26 protein-coding genes and 2 pseudogenes are annotated in these 26,545 nt (G+C 39.0%); 11 read left to right on the plus strand and 17 right to left on the minus strand.

Annotation, left to right across the window (positions count from 1 at the left end; all coding sequences use genetic code 11):
- Positions 1-179 precede the first annotated feature (179 nt).
- The 4 genes from hydN (at position 180) to sugE (ending at position 1,896) form a co-directional block, all read left to right on the plus strand.
- Positions 180-737 carry an electron transport protein HydN gene (hydN, locus tag CUB63_RS16675; protein ID WP_072063828.1) on the plus strand — a complete coding sequence of 186 codons (558 nt, stop codon included), beginning with the start codon at positions 180-182 and terminating at the stop codon, positions 735-737.
- A gap of 72 nt (positions 738-809) precedes the next feature.
- Positions 810-1,151: a hydrogenase maturation nickel metallochaperone HypA gene (gene hypA / locus CUB63_RS16680; protein ID WP_006535441.1), complete on the plus strand. Its 342-nt coding sequence runs from the start codon at positions 810-812 to the stop codon at positions 1,149-1,151.
- An 8-nt stretch (positions 1,152-1,159) separates the two neighbouring features.
- Entirely contained in the window at positions 1,160-1,450 is a 291-nt protein-coding gene (gene hybG, locus CUB63_RS16685; RefSeq protein WP_006535440.1) for a hydrogenase maturation factor HybG, read from the plus strand.
- A gap of 131 nt (positions 1,451-1,581) precedes the next feature.
- Complete coding sequence (gene sugE / locus CUB63_RS16690) at positions 1,582-1,896, plus strand: quaternary ammonium compound efflux SMR transporter SugE (protein ID WP_006535439.1); 315 nt, start codon at positions 1,582-1,584, stop codon at positions 1,894-1,896.
- 65 nt (positions 1,897-1,961) lie between these two features.
- Here the strand turns inward: sugE and frdD are convergent, their stop codons facing one another.
- Genes frdD through frdA form a run of 4 tightly spaced genes read right to left on the minus strand, consistent with a single transcriptional unit; the run spans position 1,962 to position 5,270 of the window.
- Positions 1,962-2,321 carry a fumarate reductase subunit FrdD gene (gene frdD, locus CUB63_RS16695; RefSeq protein ID WP_006535438.1) on the minus strand — a complete coding sequence of 120 codons (360 nt, stop codon included), beginning with the start codon at positions 2,319-2,321 and terminating at the stop codon, positions 1,962-1,964.
- A 15-nt stretch (positions 2,322-2,336) separates the two neighbouring features.
- Positions 2,337-2,729: a fumarate reductase subunit FrdC gene (frdC, locus tag CUB63_RS16700; protein WP_072063826.1), complete on the minus strand. Its 393-nt coding sequence runs from the start codon at positions 2,727-2,729 to the stop codon at positions 2,337-2,339.
- A gap of 14 nt (positions 2,730-2,743) precedes the next feature.
- Entirely contained in the window at positions 2,744-3,481 is a 738-nt protein-coding gene (locus CUB63_RS16705) for a succinate dehydrogenase/fumarate reductase iron-sulfur subunit (protein WP_006535436.1), read from the minus strand.
- Entirely contained in the window at positions 3,474-5,270 is a 1,797-nt protein-coding gene (gene frdA, locus CUB63_RS16710; protein WP_109848547.1) for a fumarate reductase (quinol) flavoprotein subunit, read from the minus strand. Before frdA ends, CUB63_RS16705 begins: the two co-directional genes overlap by 8 nt.
- A 940-nt stretch (positions 5,271-6,210) precedes the next feature.
- Between frdA and epmA the strand changes: the two genes are divergently transcribed.
- Positions 6,211-7,188, plus strand: a complete 978-nt coding sequence (gene epmA / locus CUB63_RS16715; RefSeq protein ID WP_006535433.1) for an elongation factor P--(R)-beta-lysine ligase — start codon at positions 6,211-6,213, stop codon at positions 7,186-7,188.
- 42 nt (positions 7,189-7,230) lie between these two features.
- Here the strand turns inward: epmA and CUB63_RS16720 are convergent, their stop codons facing one another.
- The 6 genes from CUB63_RS16720 to glpT form a co-directional block, all read right to left on the minus strand.
- Positions 7,231-7,644 carry a hypothetical protein gene (locus CUB63_RS16720; RefSeq protein WP_109848548.1) on the minus strand — a complete coding sequence of 138 codons (414 nt, stop codon included), beginning with the start codon at positions 7,642-7,644 and terminating at the stop codon, positions 7,231-7,233.
- Positions 7,641-8,183 carry a LemA family protein gene (locus CUB63_RS16725; RefSeq protein ID WP_109848549.1) on the minus strand — a complete coding sequence of 181 codons (543 nt, stop codon included), beginning with the start codon at positions 8,181-8,183 and terminating at the stop codon, positions 7,641-7,643. Before CUB63_RS16725 ends, CUB63_RS16720 begins: the two co-directional genes overlap by 4 nt.
- Before the next feature lie 8 nt (positions 8,184-8,191).
- Complete coding sequence (locus tag CUB63_RS16730) at positions 8,192-9,265, minus strand: hypothetical protein (RefSeq protein ID WP_202609012.1); 1,074 nt, start codon at positions 9,263-9,265, stop codon at positions 8,192-8,194.
- Between the two features lie 36 nt (positions 9,266-9,301).
- Positions 9,302-9,859 carry a LemA family protein gene (locus CUB63_RS16735; RefSeq protein ID WP_072063821.1) on the minus strand — a complete coding sequence of 186 codons (558 nt, stop codon included), beginning with the start codon at positions 9,857-9,859 and terminating at the stop codon, positions 9,302-9,304.
- Positions 9,860-10,051: 192 nt separating this feature from the next.
- Positions 10,052-11,131 (minus strand): glycerophosphodiester phosphodiesterase, encoded by a 1,080-nt coding sequence (gene glpQ / locus CUB63_RS16740; protein WP_109848550.1) that lies wholly within the window; start codon positions 11,129-11,131, stop codon positions 10,052-10,054.
- Positions 11,132-11,266: 135 nt separating this feature from the next.
- The gene (gene glpT, locus CUB63_RS16745) at positions 11,267-12,619 is read right to left on the minus strand and encodes a glycerol-3-phosphate transporter (protein ID WP_109848551.1); all 1,353 of its coding nucleotides are present in this window, start codon (positions 12,617-12,619) and stop codon (positions 11,267-11,269) included.
- A gap of 380 nt (positions 12,620-12,999) precedes the next feature.
- Between glpT and glpA the strand changes: the two are divergent.
- From glpA to glpC, 3 genes and pseudogenes are all read left to right on the plus strand, one after another.
- Positions 13,000-14,659 (plus strand): annotated as a pseudogene (glpA, locus tag CUB63_RS16750) (anaerobic glycerol-3-phosphate dehydrogenase subunit A).
- On the plus strand, positions 14,649-15,956 hold the full coding sequence (glpB, locus tag CUB63_RS16755; RefSeq protein ID WP_006535424.1) for a glycerol-3-phosphate dehydrogenase subunit GlpB: 1,308 nt from the start codon (positions 14,649-14,651) through the stop codon (positions 15,954-15,956). Before glpA ends, glpB begins: the two are co-directional and overlap by 11 nt.
- Positions 15,953-17,146, plus strand: coding sequence for an anaerobic glycerol-3-phosphate dehydrogenase subunit GlpC (gene glpC / locus CUB63_RS16760; protein ID WP_072063817.1), 1,194 nt, complete (start codon positions 15,953-15,955; stop codon positions 17,144-17,146). Before glpB ends, glpC begins: the two co-directional genes overlap by 4 nt.
- 176 nt (positions 17,147-17,322) lie before the next feature.
- On the opposite strand, the gene CUB63_RS16765 is transcribed toward glpC, so the two are convergent.
- From CUB63_RS16765 to CUB63_RS16775, 3 genes are all read right to left on the minus strand, one after another.
- The gene (locus CUB63_RS16765) at positions 17,323-18,465 is read right to left on the minus strand and encodes a phosphoenolpyruvate-utilizing N-terminal domain-containing protein (protein ID WP_006535421.1); all 1,143 of its coding nucleotides are present in this window, start codon (positions 18,463-18,465) and stop codon (positions 17,323-17,325) included.
- A gap of 60 nt (positions 18,466-18,525) precedes the next feature.
- Positions 18,526-19,629, minus strand: a complete 1,104-nt coding sequence (locus CUB63_RS16770; RefSeq protein WP_006535420.1) for a glycerol dehydrogenase — start codon at positions 19,627-19,629, stop codon at positions 18,526-18,528.
- Between the two features lie 363 nt (positions 19,630-19,992).
- Positions 19,993-20,667 carry a 7-cyano-7-deazaguanine/7-aminomethyl-7-deazaguanine transporter gene (locus tag CUB63_RS16775; RefSeq protein WP_109848552.1) on the minus strand — a complete coding sequence of 225 codons (675 nt, stop codon included), beginning with the start codon at positions 20,665-20,667 and terminating at the stop codon, positions 19,993-19,995.
- 206 nt (positions 20,668-20,873) lie between these two features.
- On the opposite strand from CUB63_RS16775, the gene tusA reads away from it, so the two are divergent.
- Positions 20,874-21,128, plus strand: a complete 255-nt coding sequence (gene tusA, locus CUB63_RS16780) for a sulfurtransferase TusA (RefSeq protein ID WP_036933135.1) — start codon at positions 20,874-20,876, stop codon at positions 21,126-21,128.
- Between the two features lie 86 nt (positions 21,129-21,214).
- Here tusA and CUB63_RS16785 read toward each other — a convergent pair whose 3' ends face one another.
- Positions 21,215-23,566 (minus strand): zinc/cadmium/mercury/lead-transporting ATPase, encoded by a 2,352-nt coding sequence (locus CUB63_RS16785; RefSeq protein WP_006535416.1) that lies wholly within the window; start codon positions 23,564-23,566, stop codon positions 21,215-21,217.
- A 179-nt stretch (positions 23,567-23,745) separates the two neighbouring features.
- Complete coding sequence (locus CUB63_RS16790) at positions 23,746-24,372, minus strand: lysoplasmalogenase (protein ID WP_006535415.1); 627 nt, start codon at positions 24,370-24,372, stop codon at positions 23,746-23,748.
- A 145-nt stretch (positions 24,373-24,517) separates the two neighbouring features.
- Between CUB63_RS16790 and CUB63_RS16795 the strand changes: the two genes are divergently transcribed.
- Positions 24,518-24,904 carry a DUF2500 domain-containing protein gene (locus CUB63_RS16795; RefSeq protein ID WP_072063812.1) on the plus strand — a complete coding sequence of 129 codons (387 nt, stop codon included), beginning with the start codon at positions 24,518-24,520 and terminating at the stop codon, positions 24,902-24,904.
- Positions 24,905-24,985: 81 nt separating this feature from the next.
- Here the strand turns inward: CUB63_RS16795 and CUB63_RS16800 are convergent, their stop codons facing one another.
- A complete protein-coding gene (locus tag CUB63_RS16800; protein ID WP_072063811.1) occupies positions 24,986-25,282 on the minus strand; it encodes a DUF1145 family protein in 297 nt (98 codons plus the stop codon).
- Positions 25,283-25,299: 17 nt separating this feature from the next.
- Positions 25,300-25,884 (minus strand): 16S rRNA (guanine(966)-N(2))-methyltransferase, encoded by a 585-nt coding sequence (gene rsmD, locus CUB63_RS16805; RefSeq protein WP_006535412.1) that lies wholly within the window; start codon positions 25,882-25,884, stop codon positions 25,300-25,302.
- Between the two features lie 228 nt (positions 25,885-26,112).
- On the opposite strand from rsmD, the pseudogene CUB63_RS16810 reads away from it, so the two are divergent.
- A pseudogene (locus CUB63_RS16810) lies at positions 26,113-26,545 on the plus strand (signal recognition particle-docking protein FtsY); the annotation flags it as partial.

Genomic DNA, 26,545 nt, shown 5'->3' on the forward strand with positions numbered 1-26,545 from the left:
CATTTTTATTTGAAAATTATTTAATTGAAAAATAAGGAATAGTTATATCAAAAATATATTGGCATGAACTGTGCTAGATTCATTCTATTGATACTCTAATTATTACTCTTAATTAGAATAACTCATTGCATTTATCGCCATATATAACGGCTATATATAACAAAGATCAGGAGAATATGATGAACCGTTTCATCATTGCAGACCCTAAAAAATGTATTGGTTGCCATACTTGTGAAGTGGCTTGTGTTGTGTCACATCAGCAAGCAGACCAAGATAATTTAGCCATTGACCAAATTAGTGAGCAGAATTTTCAACCGCGAATTCATGTGATCAAAGGATTCTCAATCAGTACGGCAGTTGTTTGTCATCAATGTGAAGATGCCCCTTGTGCCAATGTGTGCCCGAATGGCGCTATCATTCATAACAAAGATTATTACTATGTCGATCAGGAAAAATGTATCGGCTGTAAAACCTGCGTACTAGCTTGTCCTTATGGCACGATGGAAGTGGTTTCTCGTCCTGTTATGCGCAAATCAACCGCGCTTAATACCATTGAGGCATTTAAAGCGGAAGCAAATAAGTGTGACTTATGCCACCACCGTGAAGCGGGCCCTGCATGTATTGAAGTTTGCCCAACTCATGCTCTAGTGTGTATTGATAGAGATGCGCTTGAAGAGATGGTTAAAGAACGCCGTCGTAAAGCCGCTTTTGAAACCGGTGCTGAATTGTTGTTCTAAGATCAATAATAAAGCAACTATGTACTGATACTATAGTTGCTATTATTTATTCTGCTTCAATAAGGTATCGACATGCATGAAATCACGCTTTGCCAGAGCGCATTTGAGATAATAGACTCTCAAGCTAAATTAAATAATGCAAAAAAAGTAAAAAGCGTATGGATGGAAATTGGCGCATTATCTTGTGTTGAAGTCAGTGCACTTGAATTTTGTTTTGATATTGTTTGCAGAGACACCCTTGCCCAAGGCTGTGAATTACATATTGAGATTATCCCCGCGAAAGCATGGTGTTGGGATTGTCATCAAGTTGTCACTGTTTCAACTTTTAATGCAGGTTGCCCGTCTTGTGGTAGCCAGAATCTGCGCGTTGAAAGTGACGATGCAATGCGAATAAAGCAAATAGAGATCGAATAGAGGTTGTTATGTGTCTTGGTATCCCAGGCCAGGTTGTTGAAGTTGGAAAAACAATCACTGAAAATGCAATGGTCGATGTTTGTGGCGTTAAACGAGAAGTCAATATTGCGCTAGTCTGTGAAGGCGAGCCTCATACGATGATCGGAAAATGGGTGCTGGTGCATGTAGGTTTTGCTATGAGTATCGTCAATGAAGAAGAAGCAAAAGAGACACTGGATGCTCTGATGGCCATGGGAGAAGTGGAAAATGATGTCTCTGCTTTTCTTTATGGTGAAGAGGGCGCACCAAAGAAAAATTGAGTTAGTTTTGTACTATTGCACGATTAATTTCTTTTTCTTATACTTAACCTTCATCTTTTAAAAGCTGGGACGGCCCAGCTTTTTGTCTTTGTATTCAGGGGACGACCCCAATTTATCGAGTAGGGGACGTTATGTCTTGGATTATTCTTCTTATTGCGGGTTTATTAGAGATCGTTTGGGCTGTCGGCCTTAAGTACACACACGGTTTTACGCGTTTAACACCAAGTATTATTACCATTAGTGCCATGGTTGTGAGTATGGGAATGTTGTCTTATGCCATGAAAGGCTTACCAGCGGGCACGGCTTATGCGATTTGGACAGGCATTGGTGCTGTCGGTACGGCAATTTTTGGTATTCTCGTGTTTGGTGAATCAGCCAATATCTATCGTTTATTGAGTTTAGCAATGATTATTTTCGGTATTATTGGACTGAAATTAGCGAGCTAAACCAGAATATCAGGCACAAAAAAGCCACTCAATTGAGTGGCTTTTAATCTTCACGTATTAATCAATTACAGTGTAAATACGCCAATAATAGCGATAACACTGATAATTGCTGCACCACCATAGAATACCCATTTGCTTGCAGGTACATGCACTTTAAAATCGTGCAAAGTATGGTGAATACGGTGTAATGCACACCAAACTGGCAGAATGATCATTAATAGTAAGAACAGACGGCCAATAATGCTTTGGCTAAATGCCATAATACGTTCATAAGTAAATGCTTCTGGCGCAATACCCATTGGGATTAGGATACCGAGCAGGATAATAATAGCTGGAGAGACAATTGCACTCCACATACCACCTGCACCAAATAATCCCCAGAAAATAGGTTCATCAGAGCGCTTAGGAAGTTGATTCTGATTCATTATTTCCCTCCTGGGTTACATTAACGCCACTGCCAGAATAACGGCAGTAACAACGATAGTGACAGCCCAAAAACCACGAACAATAGGTTCTTGAGGCATTTTTTCATCTTTAACGACGATATTTACGGCTTTCGGTGCAAGCTTAAACCAAGTTGCAGTATGAAATACCGTCGCAATAAGGGTCACAATGTTAATCAGCATTACAATTGGGTTGCTCAGGAATCCAACGAAACCTGCCCAACTTTCTGGTCCATTTTTCAGTGCGAACACACCAAACAGTACAACCAGACTGAACCAAAGTTGTGGAAGACAAGTCCCTTCACGGGTGATATAGAAACGATAGAAACCGAGTTTCGTCCACCAGTTTGGTTGCATGCCACGAACATAAGGCTTACGTTTTGTTGTCATGTCTTGTTTCCTCCTTAACGTGGTTTCAGCATCGCAATGACAAAGTCTTGCGCACTGGCTGCTTTACCTTGCTGAATAGCGGCAGCAGGATCCACATGTTTTGGACAGACTTCAGAACAGTAGCCAACAAAGGTACAAGACCAGACACCGTTCTCACCATTTAACTGAGGCATACGCTCTTTTGCACCATGGTCGCGATTATCTGTGTTGTAACGTTGAGCTAATGTAATCGCTGCTGGGCCAATAAACTCTGGGTTTAGACCAAACTGAGGACATGCTGCATAGCAAAGACCGCAGTTGATACAACCAGAGAATTGGTGGTATTTAGCCATTTGAGCAGGAGTCTGTTTATTCGGACCTTCAGAAGGCTTACGATCATTACCGATAATATAAGGTTTAATCGCTTCTAAGCTTTCGATAAAGTGAGTCATATCAACAACAAGGTCACGTTCAACAGGGAAATTACCTAGAGCTTCAACTCTTATGCCGTTTGGATATTCACGAATAAACGTTTTACAAGCCAATTTAGGCACTTTGTTGACCATCATGCCGCAAGAGCCACAAATCGCCATACGGCAAGACCAACGGTAAGAGAGATCAGGCGCTAAATTGTCTTTAATATAACCCAATGCGTCCAGTAATGAGGTTTGCTCATCATAAGGTACATCATAAGTGACGAAATGAGGCGCTTCGTCCGTTTCTGGGTTATAGCGCATGACTTCCATCTTAATGTGCTTCATGTCATCAGCCATTCGCTTTCTCCTTATTCTGCTTGTCTTGTGCAGTCGCTTCACCACCATAGACACGTTTAGCAGGAGCAGACTTAGTGATCTTCACATCGCTATATTCTAAACGAGGGGCACCTTCTGGGTTATAGAACGCCAGAGTATGTTTTAGGAAGTTCACGTCATCACGCTCAGTACAACCTTCGTCAAGACGTTGGTGTGCACCACGAGACTCTTTACGATTGATTGCAGAATGAGCCATACATTCAGCGACATCTAAACCAAAGCCAAGCTCAATTTTGTACAGTAAATCGGTATTAAAGACGCTACTGGTGTCTTTAATTTCAACATGTTTGAAACGTTCTTTTAATTCAGCCAGTTTATCAACGGTTTTTTGCATTAATTCAGGTGTACGATAGATACCGCAACCTTCTTCCATTGATTCACCCATTTCATCGCGAATTTGTGACCAGCTTTCAGAACCTTTTTGGTTCATCAGTTTTTTCAGGCCATCTTCAATGTCACGAGTACGAGCATCTAATGCTGATGCGTTAGCTGGTGCTGCTTCTTGAGCACAACGAACCGCTTCTTCACCTGCAAGACGACCAAATACAACCAGTTCTGCTAGTGAGTTAGAACCTAAACGGTTAGCGCCGTGTAAGCCAACAGATGAACATTCACCTACTGCAAACAGACCTTTAATACGAGTTTCTGTTTGTTGGTTGGTTTCGATACCACCCATAGTGTAGTGAGCAGTAGGACGAACAGGGATTGGCTCATTTACTGGGTCAACACCCACATACGCTTTTGCCAGTTCACAAATAAATGGCAGACGTTCATGAAGTTTTTTCGCACCCAGATGACGTAAGTCAAGATGAACAACATCACCACGGTGAGTTTTGATGGTACGGCCTGCACGCCACTCATGCCAGAAAGCTTGAGAAACTTTATCGCGAGGGCCTAATTCCATGTATTTATTTTCTGGTTTACCTAATGGTGTTTCTGGTCCTAGGCCGTAATCTTGCAGATAACGATAGCCATCTTTATTGACCAGAATACCACCTTCACCACGACAACCTTCGGTCATCAGGATACCTGAACCAGGTAGTCCAGTTGGGTGATATTGAACAAATTCCATATCACGCAGTGGAACGCCATGGCGTAAAGCGATACCCATACCATCACCCGTCACAATGCCACCATTGGTATTGTAACGATAAACACGTCCAGCACCACCCGTTGCCATAATGACCGCATTAGCACGAATTTGAACTTTCGTACCTTCCATCATATTGATAGCAACAAGACCACGAGCGTGACCTTCATCAACAAGGATATCGAGAACAAAGTGTTCGTCGAAACGTTGAATCTGTGGATATTTTAAGGATGTTTGGAACAGGGTATGTAGCATATGGAAGCCGGTTTTATCGGCTGCGAACCAGGTCCGTTCGATCTTCATCCCACCAAAACGTCGGACGTTGACTGACCCGTCTTCTTTACGGCTCCAAGGACAGCCCCAGAGTTCTAGTTGAGTCATCTCTGTTGGACAATGCTCAACGAAGTAATCTACGACATCCTGTTCACACAACCAGTCACCGCCTGAAACGGTATCATTGAAGTGGAAATCATAGGAGTCGTGAGCCTGAGTCACTGCTGCTGATCCGCCTTCTGCTGCCACGGTGTGGCTACGCATTGGGTAAACTTTTGAGATCAGAGTAATTTTCAGTTGAGGATTCGCTTCCGCTGCAGCTATTGCTGCTCGTAAGCCTGCGCCCCCGGCTCCGATTATCGCTATATCGGCATTAAAGGTTTGCACTGCGCTTCTCCATTGTTCAAGTGAAAATTGGAATAATTGTCTAGAATTCAATTCACTGACATTATTAATTAGTAATGCTATTTTTTTAAGCTATCCGTAACGAAATTGTTTCACTGCCTTGTGACTACGCTTGATAACATCTTTATTATCATTGACTGTAATTTTAGTATAACGAAATGTAGGGCACCGAAATTTGATATGAATGATGGTTTTCCCGTATTTCGCAAAAAAAGTGTGATCCACACCAAGAATTCTGGGTTTTGATAATAAGCCACCAGAAGAACGCGAAGATCAAATAGAATATATTTTTCTAAATTGGAAATTATAAATAGTAATGAATAATCTGTTTTGAAAGTATAGATAACTTTAATTAAAAATGACAATGGTTTTTTATAATATCTTGATTTTAAAGAGTGATTTTTTTATCTTTCTTAAGTCTAATTTAAATAAATAAAATTCCATTCTAAAAGTTAAAATAAAATTTTTACTATTTATCTAAAACAAATCGGTTTGTCTTGTTAATTGTTAATAAAATATTAATAATATTTCTAAAGGTTTTTAATTCTAATCAAAATACATAGATTTAAATAGAAAGTTAACTTTAAAGTTTAGGTGAACTTGGCTATTTAAATATAAGAATAGTGTTAGTTTATTGTTATTTCTAATTGAGAAAAAGAATTATTCTAATTAAGTCTTGTTATAAAAATAGCAAAAAATCACGGCTTTTCTGATGTAGGTTGGTGTTTATTTAAACAATAAAAAGTGCCCAAAAGTAGATGTTTTGTAGAATTATATTTATTTGTCTTATATGTTTTTACTTAAAAAAGAAAAGAACAATGAAAAAATATAAAATGAAACACCTCTTTATTAGCAGAAATTTGTCTGTTGAAGAGGATGCGAGTAAACTGCACGCTCTGTTTTCTGTTGGAGTTTTTCGTTTATGAGTGAAATCGCGGATTGGCAGCCAAGCGCCTCAATCGCCAACTTACTAAAAAAGGCGAAAATAATCAGTAATATTAGGCGTTTTTTCACTGATCGTGGCGTGTTAGAAGTTGAAACACCGATGATGAGTCAGGCTACCGTTACCGATGTTCATCTTTACCCATTTGAAACCCAATTTGTTGGGCCAGGTGCTTCACAAGGGCTAAAACTTTATTTGATGACAAGCCCTGAATACCACATGAAGCGTTTATTAGCCGCAAACAGTGGGCCAATTTATCAAATGGGGCGTTGCTTCCGTAATGAGGAAGCCGGTAGATATCACAATCCGGAATTTACGATGCTAGAGTGGTATCGCCCTTGTTTTGATATGTACCGGTTGATGAATGAAGTCGATGATCTACTGCAAGAAGTGTTAGATTGTGAAGCATCAGAATCACTCTCTTATCAACAAGCATTTTTGCGTTATCTCGATATTGACCCTTTATCTGTTGATAAAGAAAAATTGCGTGAAGTGGCAGCAAAACTGGACTTATCAAATATTGCAGATACGGAAGAAGATAAAGATACGTTACTTCAATTGCTATTTGTTTCTGGAGTTGAACCTCATATCGGTTTAGAAAAACCAACCTTTATCTATCATTTCCCTGCGTCACAAGCCTCATTAGCTGAAATTAGTTCAGAAGATCACCGTGTTGCAGAGCGTTTTGAGGTCTATTTTAAAGGTGTTGAATTAGCGAATGGGTTCCGTGAACTGACGGATGCACAGGAGCAACGTCATCGTTTTGAACGTGATAATCGTCAGCGAGTAGCAATGGGATTACCAGAGCAACCTATTGATGAGCGCTTTTTAGCTGCCCTTGAAGCTGGATTACCAGAATGTTCAGGTGTGGCTTTAGGGGTTGATCGCCTGATTATGCTGGCTCTGGGGGTAGAACACCTTAGTGATGTGATTGCGTTCCCAGTTTATAGAGCATAAATACGATATCGATAATGCTAAAAAGAGAGCCTAGGCTCTCTTTTATTTTTTAGATTTTTGATTTTGTCTTCGTTTTTCCTCTGCTTCAAGGGCTTTTTCTTGAAATTTCGCAAATTTATCCCCTGTTACATCTTTCATATAGCGATAGTTAATAAACCAAAACGTAATACACGAAAATAAAATAACCCACCAAATTAAGAGTAGCTTTAATGAAGAATTAACACCCAGCATTAAATGAAAGCTAATTAAGACCATTAAGCTGACAAATATCGAGCTAAATAATCCTCCTGCAATTTGCGACATATATTTTTTTAACGGAGTGATACTGACTAATGGCAAAATAATCGCCATGGAGAACAGTACGCCAAATGTGGCGAGCATAATAATCGAGATAGGTTCATTAAAGCTTAGAAACCAATCCGTTATACCAAAAAAAGAAAAGGGAATTTCTATCATAAAGTGGCCTCCTTACTAGGATAGAAAAGAGGGATATCTTTAAAATTAAAAATAAGCTTAAACAATACATTAGGAAAAATATGTATTTCGGTATTATAGAGCGTGACAGATTGATTAAAAAATTCACGTCTATCTGCAATACACTCTTCTAATTCTTTCGCTTGTGTCTGTAATAAGCGTAAATTCTTCCCACTGATAAGTTCAGGATATTTTTCAGCAATAATGAGTGATTTTTTTATTTGAGGTAATAACTGATTAGCTAAATCAACTTTTTGGTCTAATACCTCTGCGCATAAATAGAGATCTCTATTTTCAGCTAACTTTTTAAATAAGGTTTTCTCATGATCCATCGCTTTTTGTGTTATTGCTATCAGCATTGGGAACAGATCAACTTGTTTTTTTAATAAAACATCAATATTTGCAAAGGCTTTATAGCAATTATTTTTTAGCATCACCATATTGTTATAAATCATCACTAATTGGCGTATTAAAAAATAAACCAAGGCGAGAATAAAAATGATGAAAATAAGCCATTCCATATAATCAATTACCAAAATGAAGAGGTGTTATTAAAATAAAGTGTTAGGATGCCGTCTTGATATTCCATTGGTATTGCTAGAATGGAAAAGATAACAAAAAGAGCAATAATAACGATGATAGTCGCGTTACGACGAAAAGGACGCGCTTTGTTCCAACGAACAACATAATCTTGTGGTGATAAACCTAATAGATAGTGAGGAGCACTGTGTGTGATCACAACTTTATCATTAATCGTTTCTGCACTACCTATTAATAAATAAGTAGCATCAGCTTCTAATATATACTCCTTAAAACGTTTATTGTTATATTCCAAATCTTGATGAGGCTCGATACCAAGATGTACTAACGGTTTATCAGCTGCGAGAACTTGAATTGAACCACTATCATCTGTCATCGTGAAATTATTGATCTTTTTTTCATAGAGTGTTTGGTGATAGCTTTTCTTGCCTTCTTTATTTGTGGATACGTTATATTCATAATAGATGTAGCCATAACACTCTTTTTTACCTAAGCGACTTATTAGTTTTTCACCTGCAGTTATTTTGCCTTCAATTTCAACAAGTCCAATGGCTAAAGAGCGGATTTTTGATGTTGCTAGAATTTTTTGAAAGCGTAAAAAACGTTTTTCAGGTGTTCTTTTGACGATTTGGTAAACAAACATTAAAACGAAACTTAAAAAGAACAATCTTTGGTCAATAAACAAACTGAAGCTTAAACTTAATAATAAGAGGCTAATAAATACGGTGTTGATAAGTGCCGAAAATTTAGAGGATCCTTCATTTTGTAATTGGTGGTAATTTTTTATCGCTTTTTCACCAATATTAGCAATATGGTTTGAAATACCGTATGCAAATAATAAAATAACAGCGAATGCAATACAGGAGATAAGATTAACAACAGAGTTTTCACCACTAGGATAAACGTCAGTTTCTCGTGAGAAAAAAAGGTAATTCCCTGCAGCAAATGCGATCCCTAAAAAGGGAACAATACTCAAATTGTTCTTCTTTTTTTTCGAGCGTTTACTACGTAAAAAATAGATTAATACGCCCACAGTACAGCCGATAAAAAAATAAATTAACACTGCAATTTATCCTTAATGCGGTTATTTAACTTACTGTTACTTAAAATGAATCCCTTCAAATTTCATCTCTTCTTTTGGTATTTCTAGTAATTGCATACGTTCAAAGCGAAAAAGGCCGGCGATTAAGCTATCAGGAAACATCTCTATTGCGGTGTTGTAGTGAGTTGTTGCATCATTAAATCCTTCACGACGTTGAGCAATTTTATTTTCTACATCGCTAACACCTGTTTGAAGTAGTGCTAATTGTTCACCTGAAATTAATGTTGGATAATTTTCAGCAAGGGCAATCATACCCCGTAAAGCGGTATTCATTTCGTTTGATGCGCTGATTTTTTCATTAATATTTTGTGCTTTAAAATAGCGTTGTCTTGCGTCACTTAATGCAATAAATACACTTTTTTCGTGTTCCATTGCTTTTTCAGCTATCGTCATCAATTGAGGAATTTGGTCAGCTCTTTGTTTTAAAATAACGTCAATATTCGCAAATTGATTGCTTACTTGATTGCGCGCCGCAATAAGTCGATTGTAAGTTGAAATTCCCCAACCGATAAATAGAACGATAAGAACAAGTAAAATAATAGCCATTATTGTCATTGTGATCCCTTCCTTTAAATATTTAATAAATTAAATAATGATAGTTAAATTAAAAAGTGATTATGATTTTTTAATAAAATTGTGAGAATAAGTTAAAGAAAGATGGAAAAATATACAATCAGAAAGGGCGCAAAGATCCTACCCTTTTAAAAAAAGGTAGGATACTCGTTACACTTCAAGCTGAACTTTGAATTATTTAGCTTGTTTTTGTAAGAACTTAACGCCTAAATCAGGGAAGTCTGTAAAGACACCTTCAGCACCGGCTTGGTTATAAATAATGTCATATAGTTGATCACCATCTTTTGCATATTTAGGCAGTTTATCAATACGAACAGTAAATGGATGAATGGTGAGTTTGTTGGCGTGAGCATCAGCCGCCATACCGGTTAATGTGATTTTTTCTGGCGTCGAGTTCTCTTCGACTAACATGTGGTAATCAGGACCAATTCCATCAGCATAAGTGGCAATCTCTTTCATTGCACCTGGCTTAAACATCCACTCATAGCTGTAGTTTGTCCATGTACCGTCAGGCTGTTTCTCATAGGTCTCATTCCAGTCGGTATAAGTAATTAACTGAACGAGTTTTAAGTCCATGCCCATTTTTGGCATCAATTCTGTTTTGATGCGTTTTAGGTCGTTAGCATCGAATGATTGTAGATAAACATTGTCGGTTTTTTTCGTATAACCGTACTGTTTAAGCACTTCCAGTACTTTGGTGGTAATGTCTTTGCCTTCTTGTTCATGGAACCAAGGTGCTTTAATTTCAGGGTAAATACCAATATCTTGGCCTGTTGATTTGTTTAGGCCTTGGATAAATTCAATTTCCTCTTGGAAAGTATGTACACGAAAATCCGATTTACCCATAGGGAAGCGGTTTGGGTAACTTTGGACTTTTTTACCGTCAACAATGTCAAAACCTTCAGTAAATTTCAGTCCTTTAATTTCCTCAAGCGTAAAGTCGATAGCGTAGTAACGGCCATCTTTTCTTGCTCTATCAGGATAACGATCAGCCACATCTGTTACACGATCAAGATAGTGGTCATGTAAAACAACTAATTCGTTGTCTTTGGTCATCACTAAGTCTTGCTCAAGATAATCTGCGCCTTGGGCATAAGCTAATGCTTTGGCAGGAAGCGTATGTTCAGGCAAATAACCACTTGCACCACGGTGGGCGATAACGACCTTATCACTCGCCGCTTGTGCGATTGCACTTAAAGATAGAGTTAAAAGAACGCCTGCAACTAACGGTTTTATTCTAAAAGATGTACTCATAAAGCTGCTCCATTTTAATTCTACGTACAATAAAGTTATGTACAGTTGGCAATAAAAAAGCCACATCAAAACAGTTGATGTGGCTTGGTTTTTAGAGATGAGATTTAACTAATTTCATAAATAATCAGTTAACGATTATTCGTACTTCTGAAGCATTTCACGTTTGTGTTTGGTTTCAGTAACCATCACGATAAGTAATAACACAACAGACAGTGCACTACCGCCGATCATGACCATAAAGCCACCATCCCAGCCGAAGTAGTCAACGGTGTAACCCACGATAGCACTTGCCGCAACAGAACCACCTAAGTAACCGAATAGACCGGTAAAGCCTGCTGCTGTACCTGCTGCTTTTTTCGGTGCAAGCTCAAGAGCATGCAGACCAATCAACATAACAGGGCCGTAGATTAAGAAACCGATGATTAACATACACGCCATATCAACATTCGGGTTACCCGCTGGGTTCATCCAGAATACGATAGTTGCGATAGTAACTAAGGTCATGAAGAACACACCTGTTGCACCACGGTTACCTCGGAACACTTTATCCGACATCCAACCACACAGTAGTGTGCCCGGAATACCAGCGTATTCGTATAAGAAGTAAGCCCATGATGATTTATCCATTGCGAAGTCTTTTACTTCACGCAGATAAGTTGGTGACCAGTCCAGCACGCCGTAACGCAGTAAGTAAACGAACACGTTTGCAATTGCAATCATCCACAGAAGTTTGTTAGGGAACACATACTTCATAAAGATTTCTTTTGCAGTCAGTTCTTGTTCGTCAGTTTCTTTATAATCAGGTGGATAGTCGTTTTTGTATTCTTCAATTGGTGGAAGACCACAAGATTGTGGGGTATCACGCATTAATGCAAACGCAATCATAGCCACTAAGATTGCTGCAAATGCTGGCATATATAACGCTGCTTTCCAGTCGTTAAACCACGCCATACCTAATAAGAACAGTAATGGAGGTAAGCCACCACCGACGTTATGCGCACAGTTCCAAATCGAAACGATACCGCCACGTTCTTTCTGTGACCACCAGTGCACCATAGTACGTCCACAAGGAGGCCAACCCATACCTTGGAACCAACCACAAAGGAACAACAGAACGAACATGATCATAATGCTCGAAGTTGCCCATGGCACAAAGCCCATAATTAGCATCACTGCGGATGCTAAAATAAGACCTGCAGGTAAGAAATAACGCGGGTTAGCTCGGTCAGAGAATGAGCCCATGATAAACTTAGAGAAACCGTAAGCAATCGAGATCCCAGATAAAGCAAAACCTAGGTCACCTTTAGAGAAACCTTCTTCTACAAGATAAGGCATTGCTAACGCAAAGTTTTTTCTTACTAAATAATAAGCAGCGTAACCAAAGAAAATCCCCATAAAGATCTGCCAACGCAGACGACGATAGACGGGATCTATCTGCTCTTTTGGCAAACGCGCTTTATGTGGCGCAGGTCTAAATAGACTTAACATATTAGCCTCCGATGGCTTTTATTTTAATATGTTGATATTAAATAATGACAAAACGAACAACGAAGTTATCAAAAAATTTTCTTTAACGAACTTAATAGTAAACTTATACAATCAAATTTACTGTGAGGTATTACTCAGTTGTCGAATAATTTTTCAAGATGTGCAATTTTGAGTGATATGTTAACTTTATCAAATACTTTTTGTTAAATAATTTGTGATTAATATCACATATGTGGTTTTAATTTTTCACTCGTGAGCGTTTCTCTTTCGTTTTTGCTCATTATCAAACATTAACCACATTTTTTGTGTATCTTATACACTATAATTAACGCTAAAGAATAAATAAGCGTTTGCTGAATGTAATGTGAGAGGGCATCTCTATGATGAGCGGTTCACCAGTGACAGAAACTGATGTCATTATTATTGGCGGGGGAGCAACCGGTGCGGGCATGGCAAGAGACTGTGCACGCCGTGGATTACGTTGCGTCCTGCTAGAAAGACATGATATTGCAACCGGTGCAACCGGTCGAAATCATGGATTGTTACACAGTGGTGCGCGTTATGCAGTAACAGACCCAGAGTCAGCGCGTGAGTGTATTGAAGAAAACATGGTTTTAAAACGGGTCGCTCGTCACTGTGTTGAAAAAACGGATGGCCTTTTTATTACCCTTCCTGACGATTCTTTAGAGTTTCAACAGACCTTTATTCAATCTTGCCAAGCGGCAGGTATTGATGCTCAAGCGATTTCACCCGAAGAAGCTATTCGCTTAGAGCCCTCTGTTAACCCGAATTTAATCGGTGCAGTTAAAGTACCAGATGGTACTGTCGATCCTTTCCGTTTAACCGCTGCAAATATGTTAGATGCCCGTGAACATGGTGCACAAGTCCTGACTTATCATGAAGTTGTTGGGCTTATTCGTGAAGGTGACCGTGTTAAAGGTGTCAAAGTTTACGATCATCAAGCGAAAAAACTGTATGAAATTCGCGCACAAATTGTGGCGAATGCGGGGGGGGATTTGGGGACAAAAAATTGCTGAATACGGTGAATTAAAAGTTCGAATGTTCCCAGCAAAAGGGGCATTACTGATTTTGGGTCATCGCATTAACAATATGGTGATCAACCGTTGTCGTAAACCTGCAGATGCCGATATTTTAGTGCCTGGCGATACAATTTCATTAATTGGTACAACTTCAACACGTGTACCTTACGATGAAATCGACAATATGTATGTCACTCCTGAAGAAGTCGATATTCTTATTCGTGAAGGGTCAATGTTAGCGCCAAAACTGGCTCAAACTCGAATTCTACGTGCTTATGCTGGTGTACGTCCTTTAGTGGCAAGTGATGATGATCCATCCGGCCGTAATGTGAGCCGTGGTATTGTGTTACTCGATCATGCTCAACGTGATGGATTAGAAGGCTTTATTACCATTACTGGCGGTAAATTAATGACTTACCGTTTAATGGCCGAATGGGCAACAGATAAAATCTGTGAGAAATTAAATGTCTCTGCTAAATGTACCACTGCAGAAGAGGCATTACCTGGCTCCCGTCAATCCGCAGAGCAAGCATTACGTAGTGTTGTTTCATTACCTGCACCAATCCGTGGTTCTGCGGTTTATCGCCACGGTGATTTAGCCAATAAATTATTGAGTAATGAGCGTAGTGATAAGAGCTTAGTCTGTGAATGTGAAGCTGTTACCGCAGGAGAAGTTCGTTATGCTGTTAACTCTTTAACTGTCAATAACTTACTTGATTTACGTCGCCGTACTCGCGTGGGCATGGGAACATGCCAAGGTGAGCTTTGTGCTTGCCGTGCTGCAGGTTTATTAAACCGTTTACAAGTCACGACTCCTCACGAGTCAGAGCAACAGCTTGCCCATTTCTTAAATGAGCGTTGGAAAGGTATTCGACCAATTGCTTGGGGTAATGCGTTACGTGAGAGTGAATTCACCAGTTGGGTTTACCAAGGTTTATGTGGTTTAGATGCTGATATGATTGAAAAAGCAACTTCAGCGGAGGCAGATAATGAAATTTGACGTCATCATTATAGGTAGCGGACTTGCAGGTTTAACCGCAGGTATTCGTCTTGCTGAAGCAGGTAAGTCTTGCGCAATTATTAGTAATGGTCAAAGCGCACTACATTTTTCATCAGGTTCGCTAGATCTATTAACTCATCTTCCTGATGGTTCATTAGTGACCCAACCTAAAAAAGCGTTGGCAGCATTGTCTGAGCTTGCTCCGAAACATCCTTATAGCCGCATGGGGGAATCGCAAGTTTCAACCTTAATTGAACAGGCTCAAGCATTATTATCAACGACTAAAGATCTTGAATATCAAGGTAATGGTGATGAAAACCATTATCGTATTACACCAGTTGGGCGCTCACGTATGAGTTGGATGAGTCCAAAACGTGTACCAACTCATGGAATTGACCAAGCGTTGCCATGGAAAAAGTTAGCTGTTGTTGGAATTGAAGGCTTTTTAGATTTTCAGCCACAATTTGCAAGCAATACGTTGAATGAGCAAGATGTTGAAGCGATTCCTTATCATATCCACTTACCGTTATTAGATAGATTGCGTGATAATCCAAGTGAATTTAGAGCAGTCAATATTGCGCGCTATTTAGATAAGCCTGAAAACACTAAAGCGTTAGCAGAAGAGCTGAAAAAGCATATCGATAATAGTGTTGAAGCGATTATTTTACCCGCATGTATTGGTTTGGATGCTGAAGAGCCGGTGACGTTACTTGAACAACTGGTAGGTAAACCTATCTGTTTATTACCGACATTGCCACCATCACTATTAGGCATTCGTTTACATCAAGCATTAAAACTGCGCTTCCAAAAAGCAGGCGGTTTAATTATGCCGGGCGATCGTGCGGAACAAGTTGATTTAATTGGTAATAAAGTTACAGGTGTTCATACTCGAAACCATACTGATATTCCTATTCGTAGTGAACATGTTGTATTGGCAACGGGCAGTTTCTTCAATAATGGATTAATTGCGGAATTTGATCGTGTCTATGAACCTTTGATGGAACTTGATTTGCTAGAGACATTACCACGCAATGAGTGGACACAAGTGAATGTCTTTGCAAAACAGCCTTATATGCGATTTGGTGTGGATACAGATAACCAATTAAGACCGATGAAATATGGTGAAGTCTTAGAGAATGTTTACGCTGTAGGTGCTGTATTAGGTGGGTTTGACCCTCTTAATGAAGGTTGTGGCGCAGGTGTTTCAATGATCAGCGCACTGTATGCAGCACAACAAATTTTACAGCACAATAAATCAGAACAGACCACATCTGCGGTTGTGGAGGCAGCACAATGAGTTTACATGATAACAGCTTTGAAGCGTGCATTAAGTGTACTGTTTGTACGACTTATTGCCCAGTTGCAAAAGTAAATCCACTTTATCCTGGCCCTAAACAAGCCGGCCCTGATGGTGAGCGTTTACGCCTGAAAGATCCAATGCTTTATGATGAAGCATTGAAATATTGCACTAACTGTAAGCGTTGTGAAGTTGCTTGTCCGTCAGATGTGAAGATTGGTGACATCATTTCACGTGCGAAATTGAACTACAATACAAAAACGCCAAAACTTCGTGATGCTATTTTAAGTCATACGGATTTAATGGGAACACTATCAACGCCAATGGCGCCGATAGTCAATACGATCACAGGGCTAAAACCTGTACGTAAGATCTTAGATAAAGCACTTAAAATTGACCATCGTCGCGAATTACCAAAATACTCTTTTGGTACATTTAGAACATGGATGAAAAAACAGGTTGAAGAGCAGGCGCGTTTTAAAGATCAAGTTGCTTTCTTCCATGGTTGTTACGCTAACTATAACCACCCCCAATTAGGGAAAGATTTAGTTAAGGTATTCAACAAAATGGAGATTGGTGTTCAGTTATTAAAACGCGAAAAATGCTGTGGTGTTGCATTAATTGCGAATGGTTTTGTTAAACAAGCTAAAAAACAAGCTGCTGTAAACCTTGAATCGCTAACAGAAAAAATTGTTGAAAACAATATTCCTGTTGTTGCAACATCATCAACCTGTACCTTCACTATTCGTGATGAGTATGAACATATCCTTGATATTGATACCTCAAAAGTACGTGAAAATATCGAATTAGCGACACGTTATATTTATCGTTTATTAGAAGAGGGGCGTGAATTACCACTGAAACACACTCCACTAAAAGTGGTGTATCACACACCTTGTCATATGGAAAAAATGGGATGGACAGCATATTCCATTGATTTAATTAAACGTATCCCTGGTGTTGAGGTTATTGTTTTAGATTCTCAATGCTGTGGTATTGCTGGAACTTACGGTTTTAAATCTGAAAACTACGATGTTGCTCAAGGCATTGGTGCGGGCTTATTCCGCCAAATTGAAGAGAGTGGCTGTGATTTAGTGATCACGGATTGCGAAACCTGTAAATGGCAAATTGAGATGTCAACAACGAAAAAATGTGAACACCCCATTAGTTTATTGGCAAGAGCATTATAAGTATTGCCTATTAGATAATAAAAAAGTAATTGATTACTAAGATAACAAGCAGCTAGGGAGTAAAAGAGGATCTTTTATTCCCTTTTTTTATTCTTAAAAAAACACGTAACTATAAGAAAATAAAAAAATTAAATAACCTGATATTGAGGGGGCAGGTTATTTAAATACTTTCATTTTTAATGAGAAATATAGGTGTTTTGATAAAGCCAAATATTTTGGACTTTTTTAAGTGTGATATTTTGCCCATTAGTCAGCGATAATGCCTGTTTTCCTGCCTCATTAATAATGGGGATGTCTAATGCATTCGCTAATACAGTTGTGTTAGATAGTGGATTTCCATGACTTAATAAAATCCCTTTAATTTTATAAGGATCAAGTGTAATTAATGTTGATGGATGAAGTCGTTTTGTCACTAGAATAGCATTTGGATAAGGAGGTGGCGGTATTGGTGGTGCTGACGTCAAATAGCGTAGTAATCGAGATAAAATATCATCTAAATCACTTTCACCAGCACGCATATTATCATCATCCATTTGTGCGTAAGTATCTATTAAATCAATGAATGTTTGCTGTAAGGCAAATTCAGCATTACAGTGATATTTGTTTATCATACTGCATACAGTCAGTTGTAATTCGGTATTTTCTAATAAGAAGTGGTGACTAGAAAAAATATGGGCATATTGTTCACCAATTTTGTTATGCGTTTCTTCAGTTAACCAGTCTATATCTTTTTTGGAGCGCTCAATTGCTTTCACGAGACGTTTTTGCTCTTCAAGTAATAAATTGGAGGATATTTTTTTACGGGGGATCACGAAACGATGATAAGGGTATAACCAAACAGGTGCGGTGATCGTTTTGACGGGTTCGTAATTTGTGTTTTTAGGGAGAATATTAAAATTAAGGAGATTTTCGCCTAATTGCAGTTTTTTAATTGTAATGGTTTTATGCGCTGCTTTTTCTGCCTCTTCAAGTGAATCTCCTCGCGCAATACTATTGGCGGCAGCCAAGGTGCCTTCAACAATCGGCGCCGAACTTAATATGACGTTAGTGGCAATGCTATGCTCAAGATCAGCGATGGCGAGAGCGGCATTTTGTGCTGAATGATAAGTATCAAGCAAAACCAGTACACCTTGTTTGCTATAACACTTTTCAATTGTGGAAAGTATAGTTTCTGGTGACACTTCATTAGCAAGATCAGAAGGTGTTTGATAGTTGCTCGCAATGGCAATTTTTACTTGGTGATTTACAGTCTGATTAACGAGCTCTTTAATACCATTGGCGAGTGTAAGGCTCTTTGAAACTAATACGATACTGACCATAAAGCCCTCTTTTTTTGTAAATATAAACAGGGAGATAAACACTCCCTGTTTACTCAGGCTTTAATAAAGCCATTCTCGTCCTAATTGGTCGGCAGTTAAAATTGCGGCATAAACTTTATCGGAATCGATATCAAATGGCATGTTGTAAATTGTCTCACCTTCAGCACAGCTTAATTCAGCAACTGCCATGATTTTTTCATTTAATTCATCACCTGTTGCATTGATACCCAGTTCTTCTAAAGTGACAGGTAATCCGACTAAAATACAGAAATCAAGGAACTCCTCTAATTCTTCTAATGGACTGTTTTCTAAAACTAATTGAACTAATGTACCAAAGGCAACTTTTTCACCATGATACATGTTGTGACACTCTTCTAATGCTGTAAATCCATTATGAATGGCATGGGCTGCCGCAAGACCCGCACTTTCAAAACCGATACCACTTAAGAAGGTATTAGCTTCAATAATATTTTCTACTGCAGCGGTACAAACACCACGGCTTACGGCGAGTTTTGCTTTATAACCATCTTCTAAAAGGGTGTTATAGCAAAGTTCAGCCAAAGCAAGCGCTGCTAGTGTTGATTTACCCCCTGCCATAGTCTGTTTTTGAGCCTGACTACAGGCTCTTGCTTCGAAGTAGGTTGCTAAAGCATCTCCCATTCCAGCCACTAATAAACGCGCTGGCGCAGAAGCGATGATATTTGTGTCCATCACGACCACGTCAGGATTTGTTGGATAGAAAAGGTAACTATCAAATGCCCCTAATTCCGTATAAATCACAGAAAGTGCGCTTGTAGGGGCATCAGTAGAAGCAATGGTTGGGGAAATAACGACAGGAAGCTGGCATTTATAAGCAACCGCTTTGGCAGTATCTAATGTTTTCCCACCACCAACGCCAACGATCACAAGAGAGGCTTGTTCTTTTACAAGTTCAGATAGTCGATTGATTTCGTTATGTGTGCATTCACCATTAAACAGTTCAAAGTGCCCATTCACTTCATATTGAGACATACTGTCTTTGACGGTACTTCCGACGAGATCCATAACAAACTTATCAGCAATAATCAGTGCCCTATCGCCAAAAGGTTTTGCGTATTTACCAATATGGTATAGCGCATCTGGCCCTTGAATATATTTAGCGGGGGATTGAATAACTTTTAACATAATAGACTCCTACTATTCGCAAAAGAGAGTAAAAAATCCTTATGGTGGGGCTTGTCTTCCCAATTGACATTGAATTTTATGGAGATGAACTTAAACACATTAACAGTCTAATAGATGAATAAAATATTTCATTGCAAATAATTAATCATTTTTATATTAGCATGCAAAAAACATCCTAATACTGATATTTAAGTAATATTTTGTGAGTTGTTTAACTAATCATGCTAATTAATTACGATACGAAATATTTATGTAAAATAATTAATTTCTCAATCAGAATAAAGCTTCATAAAATTGACTTATGAAGCTTTATTATTTGAATTATGACATTAATATCATTATTTTTTTGCGAGGTGAGATGGATTATGAGTGAATTTCAGCATAATCTTGTTTTTTGTTTTCTTGGGTGAAAAAGTAACGCAAAATAAAATTCAATAAAACACCATAAGCAGGTAAGAAAAACAGCATACAAATGGTCAATTTAAACACGTAGTCAACTAATGCAATTTCAATCCAATTCTCTGCCATAAATGCGTCAGTACTACGATAAAAAGCAATAAAGAAGAAGGCTAGAGTGTCGAGTAAATTACCAAAGAACATTGCTGCACTGGGTGCTACCCACCATTTTTGTTGTTGTCTTAAACGATTAAAGACAGATACATCCATGATTTGACCTAACACATAAGCCATAAAGCTTGCTGTCGCAATTCTTGCCACCATGATATTAAAATCAGCTAATGAGGCAACCCCTTGCCAACTTCCTTGGAAAAAGAGTGTTGAGATCAGGTAAGAAATTGCTAATGCAGGTAGCATAACAGCGGTAATAATGCGTCTGGCAAGGGGTGCGCCATAAATACGAACCGTTAAATCTGTTGCTAGAAAAATAAACGGAAAAGTAAAGGCACCCCAAGTGGTATGGAAACCAAAAATGGAGATAGGTAACTGCACAAGATAATTACTAGATGTAATTATTAGAATGTGGAACAAAGAAAGCCATAATAGCGCCACCGCTTTTTGGCGGGGAGTAAACGTATACATAAATTGTACCTTTTTAGTGATTGGGGTGAGGGAGCCCAATAAAACAGTGATTTCTCTCTTAAATGAGAGGATGCGCATAATACGCCTGTTGCGCAACAAAAGCAAAGATTAGGAAGAAATACCGTTGTGCTTAATGTGCCGTGATGTGAACACGAAAGCGCGATATAATGACACAATCTGTCAGTGCAATAAGAATGGTTAATAGAATGAATGCTCAATTTGATGATGCAACTAAGACATTAGATACGCTAGGACTACGTTGCCCTGAGCCTGTGATGTTAGTACGTAAAACGATAAGAAATATGGCATTGGGTGAGACATTATTAGTGATAGCTGATGATCCTGCTACAGTGCGTGATATTCCTGGCTTTTGCCGTTTTATGGAACATGATTTATTAAATCAAGAGACGCAATCTGCACCTTATCGTTATCTTATTCGTAAAAAAGAGAGCAATTTGTAATTTATGCTGTAAATATTGCTCATCTTCGCGCTAAAAAACCCAAACTCCAGATTAACTGAGGTTTGGGTTTCGTTATTTTAACGTGCTTACTCTTTATTTGAGGCGTTAATTTTTACTCTTAACAGCCTTACCGCATTGGCAGTAACCAGTGCTGTTGCGCCGGAATCAGCAAGAACCGCAACCCAAAGCCCAGTGATACCTAATAAGCTTGTTACTAAGAATATTGCTTTTAAGCCCAATGCTATCGTAATGTTTTCACGGATAATTTTACGTGTCGCACGAGATAATTTAATAATTTCAGGTAAGCCGGTTAAACGGTTATGTGTTAACGCCGCATCAGCTGTTTCAAGTGCAACGTCAGTACCGCTTCCCATCGCGACACCAATGGTGGCAGCCTTCATTGCTGGCGCATCATTGATACCATCGCCTACCATCATTGTGTTATGCGTTTTGCTGATTTCCATTACTGAAGTCACTTTATCTTCAGGCAGTAATCCTGCTCGGAAATCCATACCTAGTTTTTTCGCAATAGCCGCAGCTGCTCTTGGATTATCACCCGTTAGCATAACGGCATTGATGTTCATCTCTTTCAATAACTTCATTGATTCAACAGCATCACCGCGTAAGGTATCTTGCATAGCAATAACACCAATAAGCTGGCTCTCTTTTAATACGACAACCACGGTTTTACCTTCATCTTCAAGGCGTGCAACTTCTTGTTGCCAATGAGAAGAGAGCGATGTGGCTTCTGATAATTGAGAAGGTGCACTGACTAGAATATGTTGGCTATTTAAATAACCTTCAATGCCTTTACCCGCTAGCGCTTTACGATCTTCCGCTTCAACAACAAGCACGCCTTCATCTTGTGCTTTATTGATAATGGCTTTTGCTAATGGGTGATGAGAGCCAATTTCTACGGATGAGGCAAAAGTCAGTACTTCTTTTTCATTAAATCCGCTTTCAGCCACGACATCAGTAACTTGAGGTTTTCCTTCAGTTAATGTACCCGTTTTATCTAATGCGATAGTATTAACAGTGCCTAATTGCTCTAATGCCGCTCCGCCTTTGATCAGCGCTCCACGTTTAGTGGCTGCTGCTAATGCTGAAGTGATTGCCGCGGGTGTTGAGATCACCAAAGCACAAGGACAACCAATTAGTAATAGGGTTAAACCGCGATAAATCCATGTTTCCCACGGCTGTGAAAACAACAGGGGTGGAACAATGATAACTAGCGCAGAGAACAGCATAATTGCAGGTGTATAGTAACGGCTAAAGCGGTCAATAAAGCGCTCAATAGGGGCTCTACGCTCTTCAGCTTCTTCAATCAATTGCAAAATACGGTCGATAGCATTTTGCCCTTGTTCAGAGACGACTTTCATTTGCACAGATCTATCTACAGATAAACAACCTGCTGCTACTTTTTCGCCTTGTAGACGCTCTACAGGCACGGATTCACCCGTTAATGCACTTTCATCAAAGCTTGCAAATGCACTAACTAATTCCGCATCTGTTGGCAAACGTGAACCTGGGGCAATTTCAATAATGTCGCCTGGACGTAATTGTGCAACAGGGACGGTTTGTTTTTTGCCGTCTTTGATTAATGTTGCTTCTTCTGGCACTAGTGCCATTAATGCACTTACACCACGACGAGCACGACCTGCGGCGTAAGACTCCAGCATTTCGCCAATCATAAACAGCAAAATAACCATTGCTGCTTCTTCGGTAGCATTAATAAATAGTGCACCAATTGCGGCAACACTCATCAATGTTTCTATGGCGAAAGGGGTACCACTACGAATAAGTTGTAAGGACTTTTTCGCAATGGGGAATAAACCAATCAACGTTGTTGCAATAAAGGCAGTACGGCCTGCTTGAGGATCAATAAACTCTACGCCCCAGCTAATCGCCATTAAAAGTGCCAAGACAATAACAAATGAGCTCTCTTTTAAAAGACTCTGCTTTGTGACTTTTTTAGATTGAGGTGATGAGAGATCAAACAGTTCAAAACCAGCACTGTTAATTGCCGCAATCACATCAGCGCGTAGATCACTATCAGCATCAACGACCAATTTTTCGGTGGCAAAAAGCACTTTTGCTTGTTTTACGCCTGTGACTTTGAGTGCTGCGGTTTCGATCTTTTGAGCACAACTCGGGCAATCCATTCCTTGCACTTTCCAACTAAAGCGTTGCTGTGCTACTTTTTCTGGCTCAACGTTAGAAACAGCAGCGTTGATATCACAGCTTTCATGAGCATGTTCGTGGGAGTGTCCGTGGTGATGCTCATCCTCGCATTCAGGATCACTTTTATCTATTTTGGTGTGGGAATGTCCGCTTTTAGTATGTGAGTGCGTACTATTCTCTGTATGACCTGAACAACATTGAGAGCTTGAGCAGCAAGCATCGGTATGTTTATTGTGTTGATGAGCATGTTTAGTCATAACTGGCTCTCCTCGTTTAACAAAGTAAAGTCTAAATTCATTTATCTGATAAGTACTTTACAGCTTGGAGTAGAGTCCAGAGTCAAGATACCAAAGGGACATTCATTGGCAAAAAGTGCGAATTAGGTTAAAAAATTAACCCCTTATTCTATTTTGTAAAAACAAGGGGCTGATGGATACTAAAGGAATAACGCTCTAACAATGAAGAAATGCCCAATAAAATAACAGGCACTGACAAGTCCTTTAGAAGCTGAAAATGAGAAGCGGAAGCGGTTGATTAGCCATATTGAGTAAGCGATTACTAACAATAATGAACCAATCATCACTGATAAGTTGTAATCATTGCTTAAGTAGAAGAATCTTTCGCCCGCAACCCAAAACATAGCAAAGGCGGCTAATAAAGTTAGAGAGGCAGGGATAGCTAATTTATCAAGCTTAGCCCAAACAATGACTAGAATGATAATGAAAGCAATAATAACGAATCCAAGTAAAGGAAGATAGAAAGAGAGTTGGAGTGGCAGTAAAAAACTCACCATATAAAGTATGTAGCTTAAGAAAATCAAGGTAATGGATGGTAGTAAATACTTACCATCAAATATTCTTAAGATATCAGAAAGTAGTGTCGCTAATAATGCACCTACGATAAGGTAGCTATTAATATTGTGTTCGGGAACTTGCCATGCCCAAAGTAATAAAAGAAGTAGTGTGATAGGACGGAATAACCATCGTTGCCAATTAGGGCCTCGATATGCGGCATCGATATAAAGCCATCCGGAGAATAATACGGCGAGAAACGGCCAACTCATAATATCTTCCTTATATTCAGAACTGTTTTATTATTGATAGCAGAAAGTTTAATTTAAGAATAGCGGTTAATGACGAAACTGACGTACTTATTAAAATAATATCAGCACACAGTGTTGGGTCCATGTAACGATAGGAATTAGTGTAATGAATAAAGCGGCTATTTTAGGAATTGCAGTACTGATCATTATTATCGCATCAGCGACTTATCGTTTTTTTGAACAACGCAAACAGCGAATAAGTGATGATAATGCACCTGTAAAACTTTATATGGTTGAAGTGATTGATAAAAAAGAAATAGCGGCGAATGAACGACGTTCAAGAGAAAATGATGTCACTGGCCCAGAAATAACACATTATTATCAAGTTACCTTTCGTTTAACCACTGATGATCGTAAAGATTTGGTTTTGAATATTGATAAATCATCTTATCAAAATATCGAACCTGAAATGAAAGGGCGTTTATTTATGCAAGGCAGTCGTTTTGTACAGTTTGAAACAGATGTGCCAATCGATGAGCAAAATAATAAATAAGCGAAAGCGGTTAATAAGATTGGCAACCTCTGGGGTAGGTGGGTAACCCCAGATAATTGCGAAGATATATGAAGATTACAGCTATTGTTTCGTTTTATTTTTCTGTTTTTCTTCGTATTCTTTTCGTAATTCTTTTTGTATTTTTAAAAGCTCAAAGATCCCAAAGAAAAAAATGCGAAATTGTAATGCCGTTGACGGTTTTTGATCTTTAGGTTGCCCTGCTTTATACATGACAATTTGTAATCCATGCATAATCACCATGAAAATTAATGCAATATCCATAAAGTATTTTAGAGGCTTAGGAAATGGAGAAATAATATTTAAAAGCAGAAAGCCCCAAACGCCGACCATTAAAAATCGGCCAAAAAAGATTAACATAACAACTCCATAAAAAATTAAGCAGATAAACTGCGAATATAAAGACGATACGCAACTTGTCCTGCGATCTTCTCTCTATGCAATGTCCAATGGATTGGCAGTGTATAAGTCTGTGCTTTAACTTCTTCCTCAATATAAATATAGCAATCTTGCGCTAACCAGCCGTTATTTTCTAATAATTGGACAGTGTCAGACAACATGCCTTTATGAAAAGGAGGATCTAAGAAAACGACATTATAAGGCGTGCCTTGCTTTGCGAGAAAGGATAATGCGCTGTCTTGAATAACATGTCCATTATCAGCATTAAGTAAGGCTAAATTTGCAGTAATTTGTTGAGCAACAGGACGTTCATATTCAATAAAGGTCGTTTCACGAGCATAGCGAGAAAGGGCTTCAATTCCTAAACCACCGCTACCAGCAAAACAGTCGAGGCAACGGGCATCTTGGATAACAGGCATTAGCCAATTAAAGAGCGTTTCTTTCACTCTATCTGTTGTTGGTCGTAATCCTTGGCTATCAAGAACAGGAAGTTTACGACCACGCCATTTACCCCCAATTATTCTAATTTGTCCCATTGGGGCTTTTTGTGGTTTTTTGGCCATATTATTTTGATTTATATCGTTTAAACGTGATTTCTGGAGTGTTTTTTTGAATAAGGGATCAGTGTCTCTTGATATCTTGATGACTTCCCTTGATTTAATACGGAATAATTTACCATAAAATTCGTATAAAAGATGCGTTTATCCATGATCAAATGATAGACTTCATTATTATTTTCAATATCGTCAATGTAATCGCGCCATGATTTAGTGCGAGGAGTTTAGTAGCTAATGGCAAAAGAAAAAAAAGGTTTTTTCTCGTGGCTCGGTTTTGGGCGTAACAAAGAAGAAAATATTGAGCAAGAGAAAGAGCAGCAACGCTTAGAAGAAGAGCGTTTAGAACAAGAACGTTTGGCAAAAGATGCCCAAGAAGAAGCTGCTTGCCAAGCACAGTTAGAAGCGGAACAAGAGCGCTTAGAAGCGCAACGTCAAGAAGCAGCACGTTTAGAGCAGGAACGTCTGGCACAAGAAGCTGAAGCTCAACGCCTTGCGCAAGAAGAGGCCCTGCGCCAAGCGGAACTTAAAGCAGAGCAGGAACGTTTAGAAGCGCAACGCGCAGAGCAGGAACGTCTGGCACAAGAAGCCGAAGCTCAACGCCTTGCGCAAGAAGAAGCCCAGCGCCAAGCGGAACTTAAAGCAGAGCAGGAACGTTTAGAACAGGAAC

The sequence above is a fragment of the Proteus penneri genome (assembly GCF_003144535.1).
Classification (GTDB): Bacteria; Pseudomonadota; Gammaproteobacteria; order Enterobacterales; family Enterobacteriaceae; genus Proteus; species Proteus penneri.

What these genes read in the sequence shown, in the direction of transcription:
- hydN (WP_072063828.1), top strand. Translation starts at nt 180, where the DNA reads ATGAACCGTTTCATCATTGCAGACCCTAAAAAATGTATTGGTTGCCAT.
- hypA (WP_006535441.1), top strand. Translation starts at nt 810, where the DNA reads ATGCATGAAATCACGCTTTGCCAGAGCGCATTTGAGATAATAGACTCT.
- hybG (WP_006535440.1), top strand. Translation starts at nt 1,160, where the DNA reads ATGTGTCTTGGTATCCCAGGCCAGGTTGTTGAAGTTGGAAAAACAATC.
- sugE (WP_006535439.1), top strand. Translation starts at nt 1,582, where the DNA reads ATGTCTTGGATTATTCTTCTTATTGCGGGTTTATTAGAGATCGTTTGG.
- frdD (WP_006535438.1), bottom strand. Translation starts at nt 2,321, where the DNA reads ATGAATCAGAATCAACTTCCTAAGCGCTCTGATGAACCTATTTTCTGG.
- frdC (WP_072063826.1), bottom strand. Translation starts at nt 2,729, where the DNA reads ATGACAACAAAACGTAAGCCTTATGTTCGTGGCATGCAACCAAACTGG.
- CUB63_RS16705 (WP_006535436.1), bottom strand. Translation starts at nt 3,481, where the DNA reads ATGGCTGATGACATGAAGCACATTAAGATGGAAGTCATGCGCTATAAC.
- epmA (WP_006535433.1), top strand. Translation starts at nt 6,211, where the DNA reads ATGAGTGAAATCGCGGATTGGCAGCCAAGCGCCTCAATCGCCAACTTA.
- CUB63_RS16720 (WP_109848548.1), bottom strand. Translation starts at nt 7,644, where the DNA reads ATGATAGAAATTCCCTTTTCTTTTTTTGGTATAACGGATTGGTTTCTA.
- CUB63_RS16725 (WP_109848549.1), bottom strand. Translation starts at nt 8,183, where the DNA reads ATGGAATGGCTTATTTTCATCATTTTTATTCTCGCCTTGGTTTATTTT.
- CUB63_RS16735 (WP_072063821.1), bottom strand. Translation starts at nt 9,859, where the DNA reads ATGACAATAATGGCTATTATTTTACTTGTTCTTATCGTTCTATTTATC.
- glpQ (WP_109848550.1), bottom strand. Translation starts at nt 11,131, where the DNA reads ATGAGTACATCTTTTAGAATAAAACCGTTAGTTGCAGGCGTTCTTTTA.
- glpT (WP_109848551.1), bottom strand. Translation starts at nt 12,619, where the DNA reads ATGTTAAGTCTATTTAGACCTGCGCCACATAAAGCGCGTTTGCCAAAA.
- glpB (WP_006535424.1), top strand. Translation starts at nt 14,649, where the DNA reads ATGAAATTTGACGTCATCATTATAGGTAGCGGACTTGCAGGTTTAACC.
- glpC (WP_072063817.1), top strand. Translation starts at nt 15,953, where the DNA reads ATGAGTTTACATGATAACAGCTTTGAAGCGTGCATTAAGTGTACTGTT.
- CUB63_RS16765 (WP_006535421.1), bottom strand. Translation starts at nt 18,465, where the DNA reads ATGGTCAGTATCGTATTAGTTTCAAAGAGCCTTACACTCGCCAATGGT.
- CUB63_RS16770 (WP_006535420.1), bottom strand. Translation starts at nt 19,629, where the DNA reads ATGTTAAAAGTTATTCAATCCCCCGCTAAATATATTCAAGGGCCAGAT.
- CUB63_RS16775 (WP_109848552.1), bottom strand. Translation starts at nt 20,667, where the DNA reads ATGTATACGTTTACTCCCCGCCAAAAAGCGGTGGCGCTATTATGGCTT.
- tusA (WP_036933135.1), top strand. Translation starts at nt 20,874, where the DNA reads ATGAATGCTCAATTTGATGATGCAACTAAGACATTAGATACGCTAGGA.
- CUB63_RS16785 (WP_006535416.1), bottom strand. Translation starts at nt 23,566, where the DNA reads ATGACTAAACATGCTCATCAACACAATAAACATACCGATGCTTGCTGC.
- CUB63_RS16790 (WP_006535415.1), bottom strand. Translation starts at nt 24,372, where the DNA reads ATGAGTTGGCCGTTTCTCGCCGTATTATTCTCCGGATGGCTTTATATC.
- CUB63_RS16795 (WP_072063812.1), top strand. Translation starts at nt 24,518, where the DNA reads ATGAATAAAGCGGCTATTTTAGGAATTGCAGTACTGATCATTATTATC.
- CUB63_RS16800 (WP_072063811.1), bottom strand. Translation starts at nt 25,282, where the DNA reads ATGTTAATCTTTTTTGGCCGATTTTTAATGGTCGGCGTTTGGGGCTTT.
- rsmD (WP_006535412.1), bottom strand. Translation starts at nt 25,884, where the DNA reads ATGGCCAAAAAACCACAAAAAGCCCCAATGGGACAAATTAGAATAATT.